Source organism: Paraburkholderia sacchari (assembly GCF_000785435.2).
Taxonomy (GTDB): domain Bacteria; phylum Pseudomonadota; class Gammaproteobacteria; order Burkholderiales; family Burkholderiaceae; genus Paraburkholderia; species Paraburkholderia sacchari.
The window spans coordinates 1-16,584 of record NZ_JTDB02000016.1; the positions used below are offsets into that span (position 1 = coordinate 1).

A 16,584-nucleotide genomic window follows, 5' to 3' on the forward strand; every position below is an offset into this window, starting at 1 on the left:
AGGCGGACCTGTTGGTCGGTGATGCGGGTTCCAGACATGTGCTGACCGCTTCTTCTTTAAGAATCGATCAGCCATCCTATTGCCCCGCCGACGCAGCGCCGCCGGTGGTTCGTCGTCTCCAGCGGCTACGCCGCCTCCGACTCCTCACCACCGGCCAAAACAAACGTCAACGACCGGCCAAGCTAATTGTCGCCGCCCATTCACGCCTCCAGTGGCAGGGCGCTCGTTCCCTTGAGTTCATCGAGGCAGACGATCGAATGCACGCTGCTCACACCGGGCGCGCGCATGAGCGTGTCGAGCAGGAATTCGGACAGCGCCTTGAGATCGCGCGCCACCACCTTCAGTACGTAGTCGATATCGCCGGTCACGGAATAGCACTCCTGCACCTGCGGCAATTGCGTGACGAGCTCCTTGAACTTGACCAGCTCGCGCATGTGCCCGCGCTCCATCGTCACCTGAATGAATGCGACCACACCAAAGCCGAGCGCCTGGGCGTCGAGCCGCGTCTCGTAGCGCTTGACGACTCCCAGCTCTTCGAGCCGGCGATGGCGTCGCAGCGTTTGGGCTGGCGAGAGCTTGACGGCGGCGGCCAGTTCGAGATTCGAGGCGCGTCCGTGCTCCTGTAGCGCGGCAAGGAGCCGCAGGTCGATGGGGTCGAGGGTGAAATTTTGCACTTTCGTTGCCTTGCGGGTGGCTAATGCGAAATGAAATTGTACCAATCAGGGTTTGCCTGCGTATCAGATGAAATCATATTTTTCCGCTCCGCCTATACACTTGGCGCACCTGACAGGGCTGTCGGTCAAAGCTGAAGGCCTTGGGAGCGCGCCAGCGCAGAAGGTTGCGCGCGCAATTTTATTTCGCGCGGCCGCGCTGGGATCCCACCCGGATTCCCGGCGGACGCATCGATAAAGAAGAGACAGGAAGAGACATGGTTTCAAACGATAAACGTGGCAGTAGTGGTCAATCCGGCGACCAGAACGGTCACCTGAAGCGCGGCCTCAAAAACCGTCATATCCAGCTGATCGCGTTGGGCGGCGCGATCGGCACCGGACTGTTCCTCGGCATCGCGCAGACGATCCAGACCGCCGGCCCCTCGGTGCTGCTCGGCTACGCGATTGCGGGCATCGTTGCGTTCTTCATCATGCGGCAACTGGGCGAGATGGTCGTCGACGAGCCCGTCGCCGGATCCTTCAGCTATTTCGCCGATAAATACTTCGGTCCGTTCGCCGGCTTTCTGTCGGGCTGGAACTACTGGGTGCTCTACGTGCTCGTGAGCATGGCCGAGCTTTCGGCCGTGGGCATCTACATGCATTACTGGTGGCCGGCGCTGCCGACCTGGGTGTCGGCGCTCGTCTTTTTCGTCGTGATCAACGGCGTCAATCTCGCGAGCGTCAAGTCGTACGGCGAGCTCGAATTCTGGTTCGCGATCATCAAGGTGCTGGCGATCGTCGGCATGATCGCGTTCGGCGGCTGGCTGCTGCTCTCGGGCTCGGCGGGTCCGGAAGCGGGCGTTTCGAACCTCTGGCGTCATGGCGGCTTCTTCCCCCATGGCATGTCGGGTCTCGTGATGTCGATGGCCGTCGTCATGTTCTCGTTCGGCGGTCTTGAACTCGTCGGCATTACCGCCGCCGAAGCCGACGATCCCTCGCACACGATCCCGCGAGCGACCAATCAGGTGATCTATCGCATCCTGATTTTCTATGTGGGCGCGCTGGGCGTGCTGCTTTCGCTTTATCCGTGGGAAAAGGTCGTGTCGGGCGGCAGCCCCTTCGTGCTGATCTTCCACGCGATGAACAGCAATCTGGTTGCGAACGTGCTCAACGTCGTGGTGCTCACGGCGGCGCTCTCGGTCTACAACAGCGGCGTCTATTGCAACAGCCGCATGCTCTACGGCCTCGCGCAGCAGGGCAATGCGCCCAAGTCGTTGCTCAAAGTGAACCGGCGCGGCATCCCGCTGGCGGCGCTCACCGTGACGGCGGTGGCGACGGCGGCCTGCGTGATCATCAATTACTTCATGCCGGGCAGGGCGTTCGAGTTGCTGATGGGGCTCGTGGTGTCCGCGCTCATCATCAACTGGGCGATGATCAGCCTGATTCACCTGAAGTTCCGCCGCGAGAAGGCACGCGCGGGCCAGGCGACCCGTTTTCAGAGCCTCGGCTATCCGCTCACGAATTACCTGTGCCTGGTGTTCCTCGCCGGCATTCTCGTTGTAATGTATCTGATTCCGGATCTGCGGATTTCCGTCTACCTGATTCCGGTCTGGCTCGGGGTGCTCGCGCTTGCGTATCGTTTCTGGCGCCGTGGCGCGGAGCCGGCGCTGCAGGGCAGCGTCCAGACGCGCTAAGCGCCCAGCGCACGCCAGATCGCACCGCTTCGGGCAGCATTCGTAGCTGCCTTAAACCCGCGCCTATAACCCGCAAGCCAACTTACAAGCAAACGCCATGTTCGAACATATCGATGCCTATCCCGGCGACCCGATCCTCTCGCTCAACGAGAACTTCCAGAAAGATCCGCGACAGAACAAGGTCAATCTGAGCATTGGCATCTATTTCGACGATGAAGGCCGTCTGCCGGTGATGAAGGCGGTTCACGAGGCCGAAGCGGCGATCCTGGCGGAACCGGGCGCGAAGCCGTATTTGCCGATGGCCGGCTTCGCGCAATACCGCGACGCTGTGCAGACGCTCGTGTTCGGCGCGCAGTGTCCGTCGCGTGCGGCGAACCGCATCGCGACGGTGCAGACGCTCGGCGGCTCGGGCGCGCTCAAGGTGGGCGCCGATTTCATCAAGCGCTATTTTCCGCAGAGCCAGGTGTGGGTGAGCGACCCGACGTGGGAGAACCATCGCTTCATCTTCGAGCGCGCGGGTTTCGTGGTGAACACCTACCCGTACTACGACGAAGCGACCGGTGGCCTGAAGTTCGAGGCGATGCTTTCGGCCATCGACGCGCTGCCGGCGAAGAGCGTCGTGCTGCTGCACGCGTGCTGTCATAACCCGACCGGCGTGGATCTGGACGAGTCGCAATGGACACAGCTGATCGACGTGCTGCAAAAGCGCGATCTGCTGCCGTTCGTCGACATGGCGTACCAGGGCTTCGGCGCGGGTCTCGACGCGGACGCATTCGCGGTGCGCGAGCTTGGGCGGCGCGGCGTGCCGGCGCTGGTGGCGAATTCGTTCTCGAAGAACTTTTCGCTGTACGGCGAGCGCTGCGGCGGTCTGCACGTCATCTGCGATGACGCCCAGGCGGCCGATCGCGTGCTCGGGCAACTGACGAGCGCAGTGCGTTCGAACTACAGCAATCCGCCGACGCACGGCGCGAAGATCGTTACGCGCGTGCTCACGAACCCGGAGCTCAAGGCATCGTGGGAGGCGGAGCTGGCGGCGATGTGCGAGCGTATCGCGCGCATGCGTCGGGCGATTCACGACGGGCTCGCCGCGCACGTGAGCGGCGAGGCGCTTTCGCGCTACGTGAAGCAGCGCGGCATGTTCACGTACACGGGCCTGAGCGCGGATCAGGTCGAGCGTCTGAAGGATGAGTTCGGGGTGTATATCCTGCGCTCGGGCCGCATGTGTGTCGCCGGGCTCAACGAAAGCAACGTGAGCATCGTGGTCGATGCGGTGGGCAAGGTGCTGAAGGCCTGATAGTCCGGGGCGCCCGCAGCGGCGCCTCAGAATCTCATTCCCGTTCCTACCCCGCATCCGCCTCCGATGCCGCCGCTGCCGCCGCCCGCGGCACAGAACACACCGCAGCCGGAAAGGCTGGCGGCCAGCAGCATTAAAGCAGCACCTAGGCGCAGCCGCCGCACGGTGCGGTAGCTGCGCGAACGAGCCCAGGGGGCGTCGGTACGATCGCCGGAGGCCGGCGAAGCGCCGAAAATCGAAGCAGATTTCATGGTGGTTTAAGCGCGAATGGGCTCGAATCGAGCCCGAGTTGAGACTGAAAGCGGAATTGAGCCGCCGGATCGCCGCTCGATTGCGGTCGATCCGGATCTGGCTCGAAAATAAGCTACGCGGCGTGCGCGCTCCAATCAGACAAATCCGGCTTTGCGTTGCCGGTCAGCATATGCGCATCGCATTAAATTCTCCGTCTGTCAATCTGTGGGAATCGAACGTCACCCATGACAGAACGCGCAGGGTCTTCCAGGTGTTACCCTGATAGAATGCTTTCGCCGCAACGTAGTGGATTGCTGATGAAATTGCTTGATGCTCTCGTCGAACAACGGATCGCCGCCGCAGCCGCGCGCGGCGAGTTCGACGATTTGCCGGGCGCCGGAGCGCCGCAGGCGTTCGATGACGACCCTTTCGTCCCCGAAGAGGTGCGCGTGGCGAACCGCATTCTGAAAAATGCCGGTTTCGTGCCGCCCGCGGTCGAACAGCTTCGCGCACTGCGCGATCTCGAAGAAGAACTTGCGAAGGTGAGCGACAAGGCCGAGCAGTGCCGGCTGCGCGCCCGCATGCTGGCGCTCGATATGGCGCTCGAGTCGCTGCGCGGCGGCCCGCTGGTGGTGCCGCATGAGTACCGACGCCGCATTGCCGAGCGCCTCACCGAGCGTGCGACGCTGCAGGGCGCCGCGGTGGGGGCCGCGTGAGCGCGCCTGCCGCCACGCCGCCGTGCGAGGTCGAGCAGCACCACGCAGAGCGTTCCGAACCCTTGCCGGTCGAGACCGCGCCGCAAGCCGATCCGTCCGGATCGACCGACTCTCCCATCCCCCCCGAAGCTTCGGAAGGACGACCCGAGCCTGCCGGCGAACCGGTCTCCGAGCGTGACCGCCGTTTCATGCGCCTTGCACTGGAGGCGGCCGAAACGGCGCGCGCGGCTGGCGAAGTGCCTGTCGGCGCGGTGTTGGTGCGTGGCGACGAGGTAGTCGCGACGGGCTTCAACCATCCGATTGGCGCACACGATCCTTCGGCGCATGCCGAAATGGCCGCGCTTCGCGCCGCCGGCACGGCGTTGAGCAACTATCGATTGCCCGGCTGCGAACTCTATGTGACCCTGGAGCCGTGCCTCATGTGCGCGGGTGCGATCATGCACGCCCGCATCGCGCGCGTGGTGTACGGCGCGCGCGATCCGAAAACCGGGGCATGCGGCAGTGTCGTCGACGCCTTTTCGAACGGCCAGCTCAACCACCACACGAGTGTGGCGGGCGGCGTGCTCGAGACCGAATGCGGCGATGCACTGCGCTCGTTTTTTGCGGAGCGCCGCCGCGCGAGCCGCGAAGCGCGCCGTGCGGCCCTTGCGGTCGCCAATGCCGAGCCCGGTGCGGCCGAAAACAAGCAATAACAAGCAATAACCGGCAACAACCAGAAACAACCAGCGATAGCAATCGATAACAACGGATAATAGCCGCTGGCGGCTACGCGTCCGCGCCGGGGCAGGCGCATGGCAGGGTCGCCAATTACCTCACCTGTTGACCATGACCATGCATCACACCATCGAACTGATTGCACCGTCGGGCTATCCGCATGACCAGGAAGCCGTGCACCGCGGGATTACGCGTCTTCGCGCGGAGGGCCATCGCGTAGAGGGAACCGAGGCGGTCGAACGGCGCTTCCAGCGCTTTGCCGGCACCGACGGGCAGCGCGCCGCCGAACTGAACCGTCTCGCCGATCCCGGGCGCGACCTGCCCGATATCGTGCTCGCCGTACGCGGAGGCTACGGCGCCGTGCGCATCCTGCACGGCCTCGATTACCACAGCCTGCAAAAGCGCCTTGCCGGGCAGCCGATCGCATTGGTCGGACATAGCGACTTCACCGCGATCCAGCTTGCGCTCTACGCACAAGCGGGGCTCACGACATTCGGCGGCCCGATGCTCGTGAGCGATTTCGGCGCGCCGGAGTTGAGTAGCTTCACGATGCATCACTTCTGGAACGCGCTCTCGAAGCCCGAATTCACGCTCAAGGTCGACGCGCCGCAGGCGCAGCACGCCAACGCGTCGGGCATGCTGTGGGGCGGCAATCTCGCCATGCTGACTTCGCTCGTCGGTACGCCCTATATGCCGCCGGTGGAGGGCGGGATCCTGTTTGTCGAGGACATCAATGAACAGCCCTTCCGGGTGGAGAGGATGCTTTATCAACTCCATCTCTCCGGCATTCTTGCGCGCCAGCATGCGCTGGTGCTCGGCGACTTTTCCGGTGGCAGATCCTACGACTACGACAACGGCTACGACTTCCAGGCGATGGTCGAGCAAGTTCGCTCGGTAGTGGGGATTCCCGTTGTTACGGGCTTGCCGTTTGGCCACATCGACAACATGGTCACGCTGCCGTTTGGCGCCCAGGCGCATCTGAAGGCCGACGCTCACGGCTTCGAACTCACCGTGAGCGACTATCCATATCTGGCCTGACTGGACGATTGCGAGATGGAAGAGGCGCCTTCGGGCGCTTTTTCCGTGTGCGGATATGCAACTAACAGCCAAAAAGCGAAGAATTTGGCAAATGTTCTGGCAGCGTCGCCGCCCTTAAATTGTTGACAAAATATGGGGCGAACCGGAGTGGAATTTCACTGGCGAGGTGCCTGATTCCCCATATTGGCGCGGGTTTGACGAAAATTGGGCATGCGTATCAGGCACCGATCTGGGTATCTTCCCCAGGTTGGTCGAGAAAATTGTTGACAATCTTTATGTCCAAACTAGGATACACAACATCAAGGTGAGAGACATGCGAAACGCCGATACCGAAGCCGACGCGACCGGCACGAAACCCGAGGCCATTGCCGCGCGTATCCGCGCCGCGATCCTCGAGCATCGTTTGCCGCCTGGCGCGAAGCTCACGGAAGCGCAGTTGTGCGAAGTGTTCAATGTGAAGCGCGGGCCGATCCGGCAGGCTCTTTCGCTGCTGGCTGGCGATCACCTCGTTGATCTGGAGCCGAACCGCGGCGCGTTTGTCGCCAGCCCGTCGCTCCAGGAGGTGCACGAGGTGTTCGAGATGCGCCGCATCATCGAACTTGCGGTGGTGGAGCGCATTTGCAGTGCGCAACATGGCAACCGGCGGCTCAAGGGCATTGGCGAGACCATCCGGCGCGAGCGCAAGGCGTTCGAAGGGCGCGATTTTCCGGCCTGGATCCGGCTGTCGGGAGAGTTTCACACGGAGCTTGCGGCACTGACCGGTAATACAGTGCTGTGCGATTGCCTCAATGGCCTCGTCGCGCGGTCGACGCTGATCTCCGCGCTCTACGAGTCGCCGGGACGCAGCCCTTGCTCCTTCGACGACCACGAGGCGATCGTACAGGCCCTGGAGTCCGGCCAGGTGCAGGAAGCCACCGCGCTGATGACGCGCCACCTGCAGGGCGTCGAGCTCAGAATGCTCGACCGTCCGGCGGGCGCATCGGTGGATCTGCAGGACGTGTTCGGCACGCGTGCCGCAGCCGCGGCTGGGCGTTAAGCAAAGATTGAATGATTTTTCACCGGCACGGAGAAGTGCGGCGCCGGGCAAGACTGCAACACTGAATTGAACTGGAGACACGCGCGGCGCGACGCAATGCAGGCCGCCGCGCGCGAGAGAAAAGGATCGATGTGGCAGCGGGCGTCGCTAAGGCGCTCGCCGGAAAGGCGGCACCACGGGCAGGGCGCGCGCACGCGCGACCGCACGGTGCGATGGGCGTCGAGCCAGACGCCGCGAGGGTGCAAGGCCCCCGCCTGAATCCGGAGCCATCAGGGAACATCGCGGCGGCCGCGGCATGCGGCGCAGCGCGCGTTTCGAGGCGTTTCACGCGTCTTTTTCCGTCGGCGTACCCATCCCAAGGAGCGGATCATGGCTCAATTCAGCGCGTCACCAGGCAGTCCGGCAGTGCCCAATTTCGATTCTTCAGAGAGCAGCGACACGGCGGACAACGTCCACCTGCCGGCCGGCTACAGCGAACGCCTCTACAACGAAGACCTCGCGCCGCTCAAAGAGCAGACCTGGGGCGCCTATAACATCTTCGCGTTCTGGATGTCGGACGTGCACAGCGTCGGCGGCTACGTGTTCGCCGGCAGTCTCTTCGCGCTCGGCCTGACGAGCTGGCAGGTGTTGCTGGTACTGATCGTCGGCATCTCGCTCGTCAACGTGCTCTGCAACCTCATCGCGCGGCCCAGCCAGCGCCACGGCGTGCCATATCCGGTCGCGTGCCGTGGCACCTTCGGCGTGCTCGGTGCGAACATTCCTGCCGTGATTCGCGGTTTGATCGCGGTGGCATGGTACGGAATCCAAACTTATTTGGCGTCGAGCGCGCTCGTGATCGTCGTGCTCAAGTTCGTACCGCAACTGCTCCCATACGCTGACGTCCACAAGCACGGCATGCTCGGACTTTCGGCGATGGGCTGGGCCGGTTTCATGACACTGTGGGTGCTGCAGGCACTGGTGTTCTGGAACGGCATGGAAACCATCAAGAAGTTCATCGACTTCGCCGGTCCGGCTGTCTATGCGGTGATGTTCATTCTGGCGGGCTACATGGTGTATCGCGCAGGCTGGCACAACATCGGCCTGAATCTCGGCGGCGTGAAGTATCACGGTGCGGAGGTGATCCCGGTGATGATCACTGCGGTTTCGCTCGTGGTGTCGTACTTCTCGGGGCCGATGCTCAATTTCGGCGACTTCTCGCGCTACGGCAAATCGCTGCGGAGCGTGCATCGCGGCAACTTCTGGGGCTTGCCGGTCAACTTCCTTGCGTTCTCGATCGTCACGGTGATCACGACCTCGGCCACGCTGCCTGTGTTCGGACAACTGATTACCGACCCGGTGGAAACGGTTAGCCGCATCGACCATCCCACCGCCGTCATTCTTGGCGCGCTGACGTTCACGATCGCGACCATCGGCATCAACATCGTCGCGAACTTCGTTTCGCCGGCATTCGATTTTTCGAACGTCGCGCCGCGTCTCATCAGCTGGCGTGCGGGCGGCATGCTTGCCGCGGTGGCGTCGATTTTCATCACGCCGTGGAATCTCTTCAACAACCCTGCCGTGATTCACTACACGCTCGACGTGCTTGGCGCCTTCATCGGACCTTTATATGGTGTCCTGATAGTTGACTTCTATCTCGTGAAGCGCGGCCGTCTCGCAGTCGACGATCTCTACACCGTCTCGCCGAAGGGCGCGTACTGGTACAGCAACGGCGTGAACTGGCGTGCGGTGTCGGCGCTGCTGCCCGCAGCGGTCATTGCGATTCTCTGCGTAATGCTGCCGTCGCTCGAGAGCGCAGCGAACTTCTCGTGGTTCATCGGCGCGGGGCTGGGCGCACTGTTCTACCGCGCCTTGACGATGGGCGAACGTGCACGGGCACGGGCGTAATGTGAAACCAGCACGAAACGAGCAGAGAACTGACATGCGTATCAAGTTAATCAATCCGAACACCACGCAGCGCATGACGGCTGCGATGGGGCAGTGCGCGCGTACGGTGGCCGCGGCGGGCACGGAGATCGTCGCCGTGAGTCCGACGATGGGGCCGCCCTCGATCGAGGGCTACTACGACGAGGCGCTTGCGACGCCGGGTCTGCTCGCGGAGGTGGAGGCGGGAGAGCGCGAGGGTTTCGACGGTTACGTAATCGCCTGCTTTGGCGATCCAGGGCTGTACGCGGCACGCGAACTCGCGCGCGGGCCGGTGGTGGGGATTGCCGAAGCGGCCATGCACGCGGCGAGCGTGCTCGCGCCGGGCTTTTCTGTCGTAACCACGCTTTCGCGGACCAAGGCGATGGCCTGGCATCTCGCCGAGCGTTACGGCATGAACCGCTTTTGCCGCAACGTGCGGGCGATCGACGTGGCCGTGCTCGAACTCGACGAGCCGGGCTCGGCGGCGCGCCGTGCGATCGTCGACGAGTGCCGGCGGGCGCTCGATGAAGACGGCGCTGATGCAATCGTGCTCGGCTGCGCCGGCATGACGAGCCTGTGCGCACAGGTGGAAGACGCGCTTGGCGTACCGGTGGTGGACGGTGTGACAGCGGCCGTGAAGTGGGTGGAGGCGCTGGTCGCGCTGCGTCTCACGACGGCCAAGCGGGGCGACTTCGCGCGGCCCCTCGCGAAACGTTACGACGGCGAGTTCGCGCACTTTAGCCCGACCAGTGCGGCGAGCGTCACAGACACGCCGCCGCCAGTACGGCCGCTGCGGTACGGGTAAACGCGCAACAGGCGCGGTGCCGCGCCAGACGGGGCTTGCGCGGCACATACATCTCGCTTGACCCCTACTATCTGTCAGTGCGTATGGGCGTGCCCGGGCGATTTAGCTACACTGGGCCGATCCTGAAAACGGTCTCGCCCGCCGCGTCACAAGGCCTTGTGGCGCAAGGCTTTCATCTGGTTCAACCGGTTTCTGCAGGTGCGGACCGTCCGCGCGGTTTTTACGTTTCGTTATCCATTCGAAAGATTCGATCAGCATGCCACTCGATCCCCAATATCCCCGCGATCTGATCGGCTATGGCCGGCATCCGGTGCAGGCCAACTGGCCCGGTCAGGCGCGCGTCGCAGTGCAGTTCGTGCTCAATTACGAAGAGGGCGGTGAGAACTGCGTGCTCCACGGCGACCCGGCCTCCGAGCAATTCCTCTCCGAGATCGTTGGCGCCGCCGCCTACCCGGCGCGTCATATGAGCATGGAGTCGATCTACGAATACGGCTCGCGCGCGGGTGTGTGGCGTATTCTGCGCGAATTCGAAAAGCGCGGCCTGCCGCTCACCGTGTTCGGTGTTGGCATGGCGATCGAGCGCCATCCCGAAGTTGCGCGCGCATTCGTCGAGCTCGGCCACGAGATCGCATGCCACGGCTATCGCTGGATCCACTATCAGAATGTCACGCCCGAACTCGAAGTCGAGCACATGAAGCTCGGCATGGAAGCGATCGAGCGTGTGACGGGCGTGCGCCCGCTAGGCTGGTATACGGGTCGTGATAGCCCCAATACGCACCGCCTCGTGGCGGAGCACGGCGGCTTCCTGTACGACTCCGACTATTACGGCGACGACCTGCCGTTCTGGATGGACGTCGAAGTCACCGGTGGCAATAGCGTGCCGCAGTTGATCGTGCCTTATACGCTCGACACGAACGACATGCGCTTTGCCTCGCCGCAAGGCTTCAACACGGCGGATCACTTTTTCACCTATTTGCGCGACGCGTTCGACGTGCTCTACGCAGAAGGCGACGAAGCGCCGAAAATGCTCTCGATCGGCATGCACTGCCGTTTGCTCGGCCGCCCGGGGCGGTTCCGCGCACTGCAGCGCTTCCTCGATCATATCGAGCAGCACGACCGCGTGTGGGTTACGCGTCGTGTCGACATCGCGCGCCACTGGCGCGAGCATCATCCCTATCAACCGCAACAGAACGACCACCGCGGGGCCGCCGCATGAAGGCAATGCAATACACCCTCGACCAGTTGAACACCGCCTCGACCGACGCGTTCGTGGCAGCGCTTTCGGGCATTTTCGAGCACTCGCCCTGGGTGGCGGAAGCAGCGGCGCAGCAGCGCCCCTACACGAGCATCGACACGTTGCACAAGACGATGTCGCATATCGTGGAGACCGCTGGCGAAGTGAAGCAGCTTGCGCTCATCAACGCTCACCCGGAACTCGCGGGCAAGGCCGCCGTGCGCGGCGAGCTGACCGACGAATCCACGCGCGAGCAAAGCGGTGCAGGCCTGAACCTGTGCACGCAGGAAGAGTTCGACAAACTGCAGACCCTCAACCAGGCGTATCGCGAGAAGTTCGGTTTTCCGTTCATTCTCGCGGTGCGCGGCTACGACCGCCACGGCATCATCGCGAATTTCGAGTCACGCGTGAACAACACCCGCGCCGACGAAATGCGCGCGAGTCTTGACCAGATCTATCGCATCGCGCGCTTCCGTCTCGACGAGTTGATCGACGCATGAGATTGACGCCGCGCCTCGCGTATTATCGCGACGGCGCGTCTGCGACAGCGCTGCACTGCGGCGCTCGCGCATGCACCCGCTTGAGTGCGATAACGAGACGAATATGAGCGATATGACACAGGATCTTGGCATGACACTCGCAATCGAACTGCTGACCCCCGAGGCATTCGCGCCGTTCGGCGACGTGATCGAGCTTGCCGGCGCGAAGCAAATTCCGATTAATCTGGGCACGACGATCCGCTATCACGATCTGGCGAAAGTAGACGTCACGGACGAGAATGGTCGCACGCTGGTCAATCTCTTCCGTGGTCAGCCGCGCGTACTGCCGTTCGAAATCAAGATGCTCGAGCGCCATCCGCTCGGCAGCCAGGCATTCGTGCCGCTCAACGACAAGCCGTATCTCGTCGTCGTGGCGCCCGCGGGCGATCTGGACGTCACGAAGATTCGCGCATTCGTTTCGCACGGCTGGCAAGGCGTGAACTACGCGAAGGGCGTCTGGCATCACCCGCTGATCGCGCTGGGCGAGGTGAGCGACTTCATCGTCGTCGACCGCGGCGGCGATGGCTTGAACCTCAACGAGCAGGATCTGCCGGAGTCGCTCTGGCTGACCGAAGAGGCGATGGTGGCAGCGCAGCGCTGATGCGCTGAAGCATCGCGCTGGCGAAAGAAAAAACCACGGCCGAGGCCGTGGTTTTTGCATTTGAAGAGGCATGCGCCTTAGCGACATGCCCCGGTCATGCGGGTTTGGCTGTGATCAGAACTCGTAGCCGACCTGAGCGCGAGCCGCCGTGTTGCCGGTGCTCGTGACAGAGACGCCACCGTTGACGAGCCAGTGCATGTTCGTCGAACGATACGTTACGCCGACAGCCGCCGCGCTGCCGCCCATGTAGTAGCCGCCGCCTGCCGCGACCACCGTGCGACCCGGACCCGAAGGCGTGAGGTTCGGCATGGCCATTGCAGCAGCCACACCGGCATACGCGTTCTTCGAAACCGTGTTGATCGAGCTCTGCAGATTGCCGATTTGCTGACCGAACGCGTTCGATTGCTGCGCCATCGCGTTGTTCAACTGGTTCAGGTTGACCGCATCGGTGCCCGACGTGCCGGCTGCGACGTTGACGATCTGACGCTCGGAGCCTTCGGCGCCGACCGAGACCGCGTTGTCGCGGTTCGCGATCGAGTTCGCACCGATGGCCACGGCGTTGTTCGCCGACGCGTTGGCCTTGTCGCCGATCGCCGTCGAGTTCGCGCCCATTGCCACAGCGCCGCCACCGACCGCAACCGATTGCGAGCCCGAAGCTGCCGCGACGCCGCTCGTCGAATTGATCGAGGTCGCCGTGGAGCCGCCCACGCTGATGTTCTGCAGGGCCTGGTTCAGGCTGTCGACTTGCTGGTTCGTGGCGTAGAGCTGCTGGCCGGTCACCGCGTCCGTGCTGTCCAGCGAGAGGGCGCCGTTCGACAGGCCGCTCAGCTTGACGTTGCCGCCGCTCGTGCTGGCCAGCGTCACGCTCGAGTGGTCGGCGTTGTCGTAATGGACTGCGTCGGCGTCGGTGCTGGACGCGGTGTCGCCAACAGCGGCCATCGACCGGACGGAGCTGCTGTCGGCCGTGCTTGCGTTAGCGCCGAGCAGCGAGCGCGATGCCGCAGCCATTCGCATCGCGGGCGAGGCCGTTGCCGCGCTCGACGTGCTTAGGACCGTTGCCGGCGAGGTCGTTGCGTCCGCAGCCAGCGCCGCGATCTCGGCCGTGTTCTTCTGCACGCGGTTGTCGAGATTGGCGATGGCGTCGCCCACCGTGTTCACCGTCGTGCCGCCCACCGAGTAGGACGGTGCGATCAGGCCGCCCGCCGCGTTGATGCCGGCGCCGCCGCCCAATGCTGCTGCCACGCTGCGCAGTTGGCCGACATTGACTGCGTCGGTGTCGCCCTGGCCTGCTGCCAGATTGACGATGCGGCGCGTGTTGACGGCGTTCTGGATCGTCTGGACCTGGCCGTTCGCGTCATAGGCGACATACGAGCCCGTGCCGTCATTGCCGACCGAGACCGTGTTCGACTGGTTCGCCACCGAGCCTGCGCCGATTGCAACCGCGTCCTTCGCGCTCGCATAGGCTTGCACGCCGAGGGCCACGCCGTTCGCCGCAGGCGTGAAGGCGTTGGAACCTATCGCGATAGAGCCGGCACCCGAAGCGCGCGCCACGTCGGACGGACCCTGCGAACCGGAGCTGTCCGCGAGGCCACTGACCTGCGAGTAATACGCCGCAGTCGTATAGGTCCGCGTGAGGCCGGCCGAGTTGACGCCGGAGGTGCCATTCACGTCAGGCGCCTGCGCACGCAGCAAGGTGCTCTTGACGCCGCCACCCGTTGCCGCACTGACGATATCGTAGACTTGGCCCACGTTGGCCGCGTCGGTGTCCACCTCGCCGTTCGCCACGTTGCTGATGACGGTGCCCTTGGGCAGGTATTGACTCCGGTTGCCGTTGATGAAATACGGACTGTTGCCCTTGCCCGGATCGAGGACGATTTGCGATCCTGAGGTCCCGATGGTGTTCGGAACGTAGAGAACGGCAGGATTGCTGACCTTGCCGTTGGCGTCCATGACGAAGCCGCCGTATGTATAAGCGGTGGGATCCGACGACGTAGCCTGCGCGCCCCAACCCGCTGTGGTCAGCGTGTTGTTGATCTTCGTAATGGCGGTATTGGTGCTTGCGGCGACGTCGTACAGCTGTGCGCCGTTGACCGCTTCCGTGCTCGAAGCCGACACGTCTCCTGCCGCGACGTTGATGAGCTTCGTGCCTTGCGCGCCGCCGAGCGTGATCGCGCTCTTGCTCGAATCGTCATACTCCACGGCGTTGGCGTTTCTCTGCGCGATGTTGTCGATTGCGCTATTGGTCGCGTAAAGCTGCGAGCCGTTGATGGCGTCGGTCGACGATGCGCTCAGGCGGCCGGCTGCGACGTTCGTGAGCGTGCGTTCATTGCCGGCGCTGCCGATGCTGACGGTGCTAGCCGGATTGCTGCCCGCGAAGGTGTAGTTCTGGCCACCGATCGTGGCGTCCGGCGTTGCGACGGCGGCTGCCGTCGTCGAGCCCGCGCCGAGTGCGACTGCGTTGCTGTGCGACGCAGTGGCGCCTGCGCCGATGGCGAGCGCGTTGTCGCCGCTGGCGAGTGCGTTCGCACCGATGGCGATCGCGGCATCGCCGGTTGCGCCTTCGCCGTTGTAGTTGCCATCGTTCGGCGTGCTGTTGATACCGACGTAGTGCGTCGACTTGCCGTCGAACTTCTGGATGGCGTCATAGAGCTGCGAACCGTTGATGGCGTCGGTGCTGGCAACCGAGACTTCACCATTCGCGACGTTGTGCAGCGCGACCGGCTTCATGTCGCTTGCATTACCCAGTGTTACCGAATCGTGCGCCGACGAGTCGTACATCACCGCATCGGCGAGCTTGCCGTTGATGTTGGTGACGTCGCCAGCGAGGTTCGAGATGCTCGAGTTCGTGGCGTAGAGCTGGCCGCCGTTGACTGCATCGGTGCTGGCCGCCGAGAGTTCGCCGTTTGCAACGTTGTGCAGCGCGACCGGAGCGCTTGCATCGGCACCGCCAAGCGTCAGCGAATCGTGTGCCGACGAATCGTAGACCACCGCATCAGCGAGCTTGCCGTTGATGTTGGTGATGTCGCCTTGAATGTTGGTGACGTCGCCAGCGAGGTTCGAGATGTTCGAGTTCGTGGCGTAGAGCTGCCCGCCGTTGACCGCGTCGGTGCTGGCTGCCGAGAGTTCGCCGTTTGCAACGTTGTGCAGTGCGACCGGAGCGCTTGCATCGGCGCCGCCGAGCGTCAGCGAATCGTGCGCCGACGAATCGTAGACCACCGCATCGGCGAGCTTGCCGTTGATGTTGGTGATGTCGCCTTGAATGTTGGTGACGTCGCCAGCAAGGTTCGAGATGTTCGAGTTCGTGGCGTAGAGCTGCCCGCCGTTGACCGCGTCGGTGCTCGCTGCCGAGAGTTCGCCGTTCGCAACGTTGTGCAGCGCGACCGGAGCGCTTGCATCGGCGCCGCCGAGCGTCAGCGAATCGTGTGCGGACGAGTCGTAGACCACCGCATCAGCGAGCTTGCCGTTGATGTTGGTGATGTCGCCTTGAATGTTGGTGACGTCGCCAGCGAGGTTCGAGATGTTCGAGTTCGTGGCGTAGAGCTGGCCGCCGTTGACCGCGTCGGTGCTGGCTGCCGAGAGTTCGCCGTTCGCAACGTTGTGCAGTGCGACCGGTTTATGGGCTGCCGCGCCACCCAGCGTGACAGAATCCTGTGCCGCCGAGTCGTACTGGACGGAGTTGCCGACGCCGACGCCGAGCGCGTAGAGCTGCGAGCCGTTGACGGCATCCGTGCTGTCCGCCGATATCTTGCCCGGCGCGAGTTGCACGATCTTCTGGTTGCTCATCGTGACGACGCTGTCGAACGTCGTCGGACCGTAAACCATCACGCTGGCGCCACGGATAGCGAGCGTGCCATTCTGGTAACCAGCGACCTGCGCGGTCGACGCGCTGAATCCATAGCCACCCTTTGCATCTGCCGCATTGTTCAGTGAGAAGGCGAGGCCGTCGGAATTGCCGTTGCCACTGGAGCAATCAACTGACTGGCTGCCGCCACCGGAGCCCCACGAGTATCCCGAGGTACCCGAGCAAATCTCGAGGCCGCCCTGGCCCACGGTTCCTGGCACCGGGGCAACGGCTGTGGGGGTGGTGGTGGTTTTGGAAGTGGAGGACGCCGCCGACAGAGCGGCAAGCT

At 63.5% G+C, this 16,584-nt stretch carries 13 protein-coding genes; 11 read left to right on the forward strand and 2 right to left on the reverse strand.

Going from position 1 to position 16,584, the window contains the following annotated elements:
- Positions 1-200: 200 nt before the first annotated feature.
- Positions 201-674, reverse strand: a complete 474-nt coding sequence (locus NH14_RS31545) for an Lrp/AsnC family transcriptional regulator (RefSeq protein WP_035532512.1) — start codon at positions 672-674, stop codon at positions 201-203.
- Positions 675-928: 254 nt separating this feature from the next.
- Here NH14_RS31545 and NH14_RS31550 point away from each other — a divergent pair, with 254 nt between their 5' ends.
- The 11 genes from NH14_RS31550 to NH14_RS31600 all read left to right on the forward strand — a co-directional run bounded on the left by NH14_RS31550 (position 929) and on the right by NH14_RS31600 (position 12,454).
- Positions 929-2,344, forward strand: coding sequence for an amino acid permease (locus tag NH14_RS31550; protein ID WP_052148433.1), 1,416 nt, complete (start codon positions 929-931; stop codon positions 2,342-2,344).
- Positions 2,345-2,441: 97 nt separating this feature from the next.
- A complete protein-coding gene (locus NH14_RS31555; RefSeq protein ID WP_035532514.1) occupies positions 2,442-3,638 on the forward strand; it encodes an amino acid aminotransferase in 1,197 nt (398 codons plus the stop codon).
- A gap of 548 nt (positions 3,639-4,186) precedes the next feature.
- Positions 4,187-4,585, forward strand: a complete 399-nt coding sequence (locus tag NH14_RS31560) for a DnaJ family domain-containing protein (protein ID WP_035532517.1) — start codon at positions 4,187-4,189, stop codon at positions 4,583-4,585.
- 116 nt (positions 4,586-4,701) lie between these two features.
- A complete protein-coding gene (gene tadA, locus NH14_RS31565) occupies positions 4,702-5,277 on the forward strand; it encodes a tRNA adenosine(34) deaminase TadA (RefSeq protein ID WP_052148440.1) in 576 nt (191 codons plus the stop codon).
- 133 nt (positions 5,278-5,410) lie between these two features.
- Positions 5,411-6,337: a muramoyltetrapeptide carboxypeptidase gene (gene ldcA, locus NH14_RS31570; RefSeq protein WP_035532521.1), complete on the forward strand. Its 927-nt coding sequence runs from the start codon at positions 5,411-5,413 to the stop codon at positions 6,335-6,337.
- Between the two features lie 313 nt (positions 6,338-6,650).
- A complete protein-coding gene (locus NH14_RS31575) occupies positions 6,651-7,373 on the forward strand; it encodes a GntR family transcriptional regulator (RefSeq protein WP_035532524.1) in 723 nt (240 codons plus the stop codon).
- Positions 7,374-7,742: 369 nt separating this feature from the next.
- Complete coding sequence (locus NH14_RS31580) at positions 7,743-9,257, forward strand: NCS1 family nucleobase:cation symporter-1 (RefSeq protein WP_035532528.1); 1,515 nt, start codon at positions 7,743-7,745, stop codon at positions 9,255-9,257.
- Positions 9,258-9,291: 34 nt separating this feature from the next.
- On the forward strand, positions 9,292-10,080 hold the full coding sequence (locus tag NH14_RS31585) for an aspartate/glutamate racemase family protein (protein WP_035532530.1): 789 nt from the start codon (positions 9,292-9,294) through the stop codon (positions 10,078-10,080).
- Between the two features lie 256 nt (positions 10,081-10,336).
- Positions 10,337-11,296, forward strand: coding sequence for an allantoinase PuuE (gene puuE, locus NH14_RS31590; RefSeq protein WP_035532532.1), 960 nt, complete (start codon positions 10,337-10,339; stop codon positions 11,294-11,296).
- Positions 11,293-11,814: a 2-oxo-4-hydroxy-4-carboxy-5-ureidoimidazoline decarboxylase gene (gene uraD / locus NH14_RS31595; protein WP_035532535.1), complete on the forward strand. Its 522-nt coding sequence runs from the start codon at positions 11,293-11,295 to the stop codon at positions 11,812-11,814. The genes puuE and uraD overlap by 4 nt, the downstream gene beginning before the upstream one ends.
- Before the next feature lie 112 nt (positions 11,815-11,926).
- Positions 11,927-12,454: an ureidoglycolate lyase gene (locus tag NH14_RS31600; protein ID WP_237179838.1), complete on the forward strand. Its 528-nt coding sequence runs from the start codon at positions 11,927-11,929 to the stop codon at positions 12,452-12,454.
- Positions 12,455-12,568: 114 nt separating this feature from the next.
- Here NH14_RS31600 and NH14_RS31605 read toward each other — a convergent pair whose 3' ends face one another.
- Positions 12,569-16,516, reverse strand: a complete 3,948-nt coding sequence (locus NH14_RS31605; RefSeq protein WP_244143487.1) for a YadA family autotransporter adhesin — start codon at positions 16,514-16,516, stop codon at positions 12,569-12,571.
- Positions 16,517-16,584: the final 68 nt, after the last annotated feature.

Excerpts from the sequence above, each read along its gene's own strand:
- NH14_RS31575 (WP_035532524.1), top strand. The coding sequence starts at position 6,651 with ATGCGAAACGCCGATACCGAAGCCGACGCGACCGGCACGAAACCCGAG.
- puuE (WP_035532532.1), top strand. The coding sequence starts at position 10,337 with ATGCCACTCGATCCCCAATATCCCCGCGATCTGATCGGCTATGGCCGG.
- NH14_RS31560 (WP_035532517.1), top strand. The coding sequence starts at position 4,187 with ATGAAATTGCTTGATGCTCTCGTCGAACAACGGATCGCCGCCGCAGCC.
- NH14_RS31600 (WP_237179838.1), top strand. The coding sequence starts at position 11,927 with ATGACACAGGATCTTGGCATGACACTCGCAATCGAACTGCTGACCCCC.
- NH14_RS31585 (WP_035532530.1), top strand. The coding sequence starts at position 9,292 with ATGCGTATCAAGTTAATCAATCCGAACACCACGCAGCGCATGACGGCT.
- NH14_RS31550 (WP_052148433.1), top strand. The coding sequence starts at position 929 with ATGGTTTCAAACGATAAACGTGGCAGTAGTGGTCAATCCGGCGACCAG.
- uraD (WP_035532535.1), top strand. The coding sequence starts at position 11,293 with ATGAAGGCAATGCAATACACCCTCGACCAGTTGAACACCGCCTCGACC.
- ldcA (WP_035532521.1), top strand. The coding sequence starts at position 5,411 with ATGACCATGCATCACACCATCGAACTGATTGCACCGTCGGGCTATCCG.
- NH14_RS31555 (WP_035532514.1), top strand. The coding sequence starts at position 2,442 with ATGTTCGAACATATCGATGCCTATCCCGGCGACCCGATCCTCTCGCTC.
- NH14_RS31580 (WP_035532528.1), top strand. The coding sequence starts at position 7,743 with ATGGCTCAATTCAGCGCGTCACCAGGCAGTCCGGCAGTGCCCAATTTC.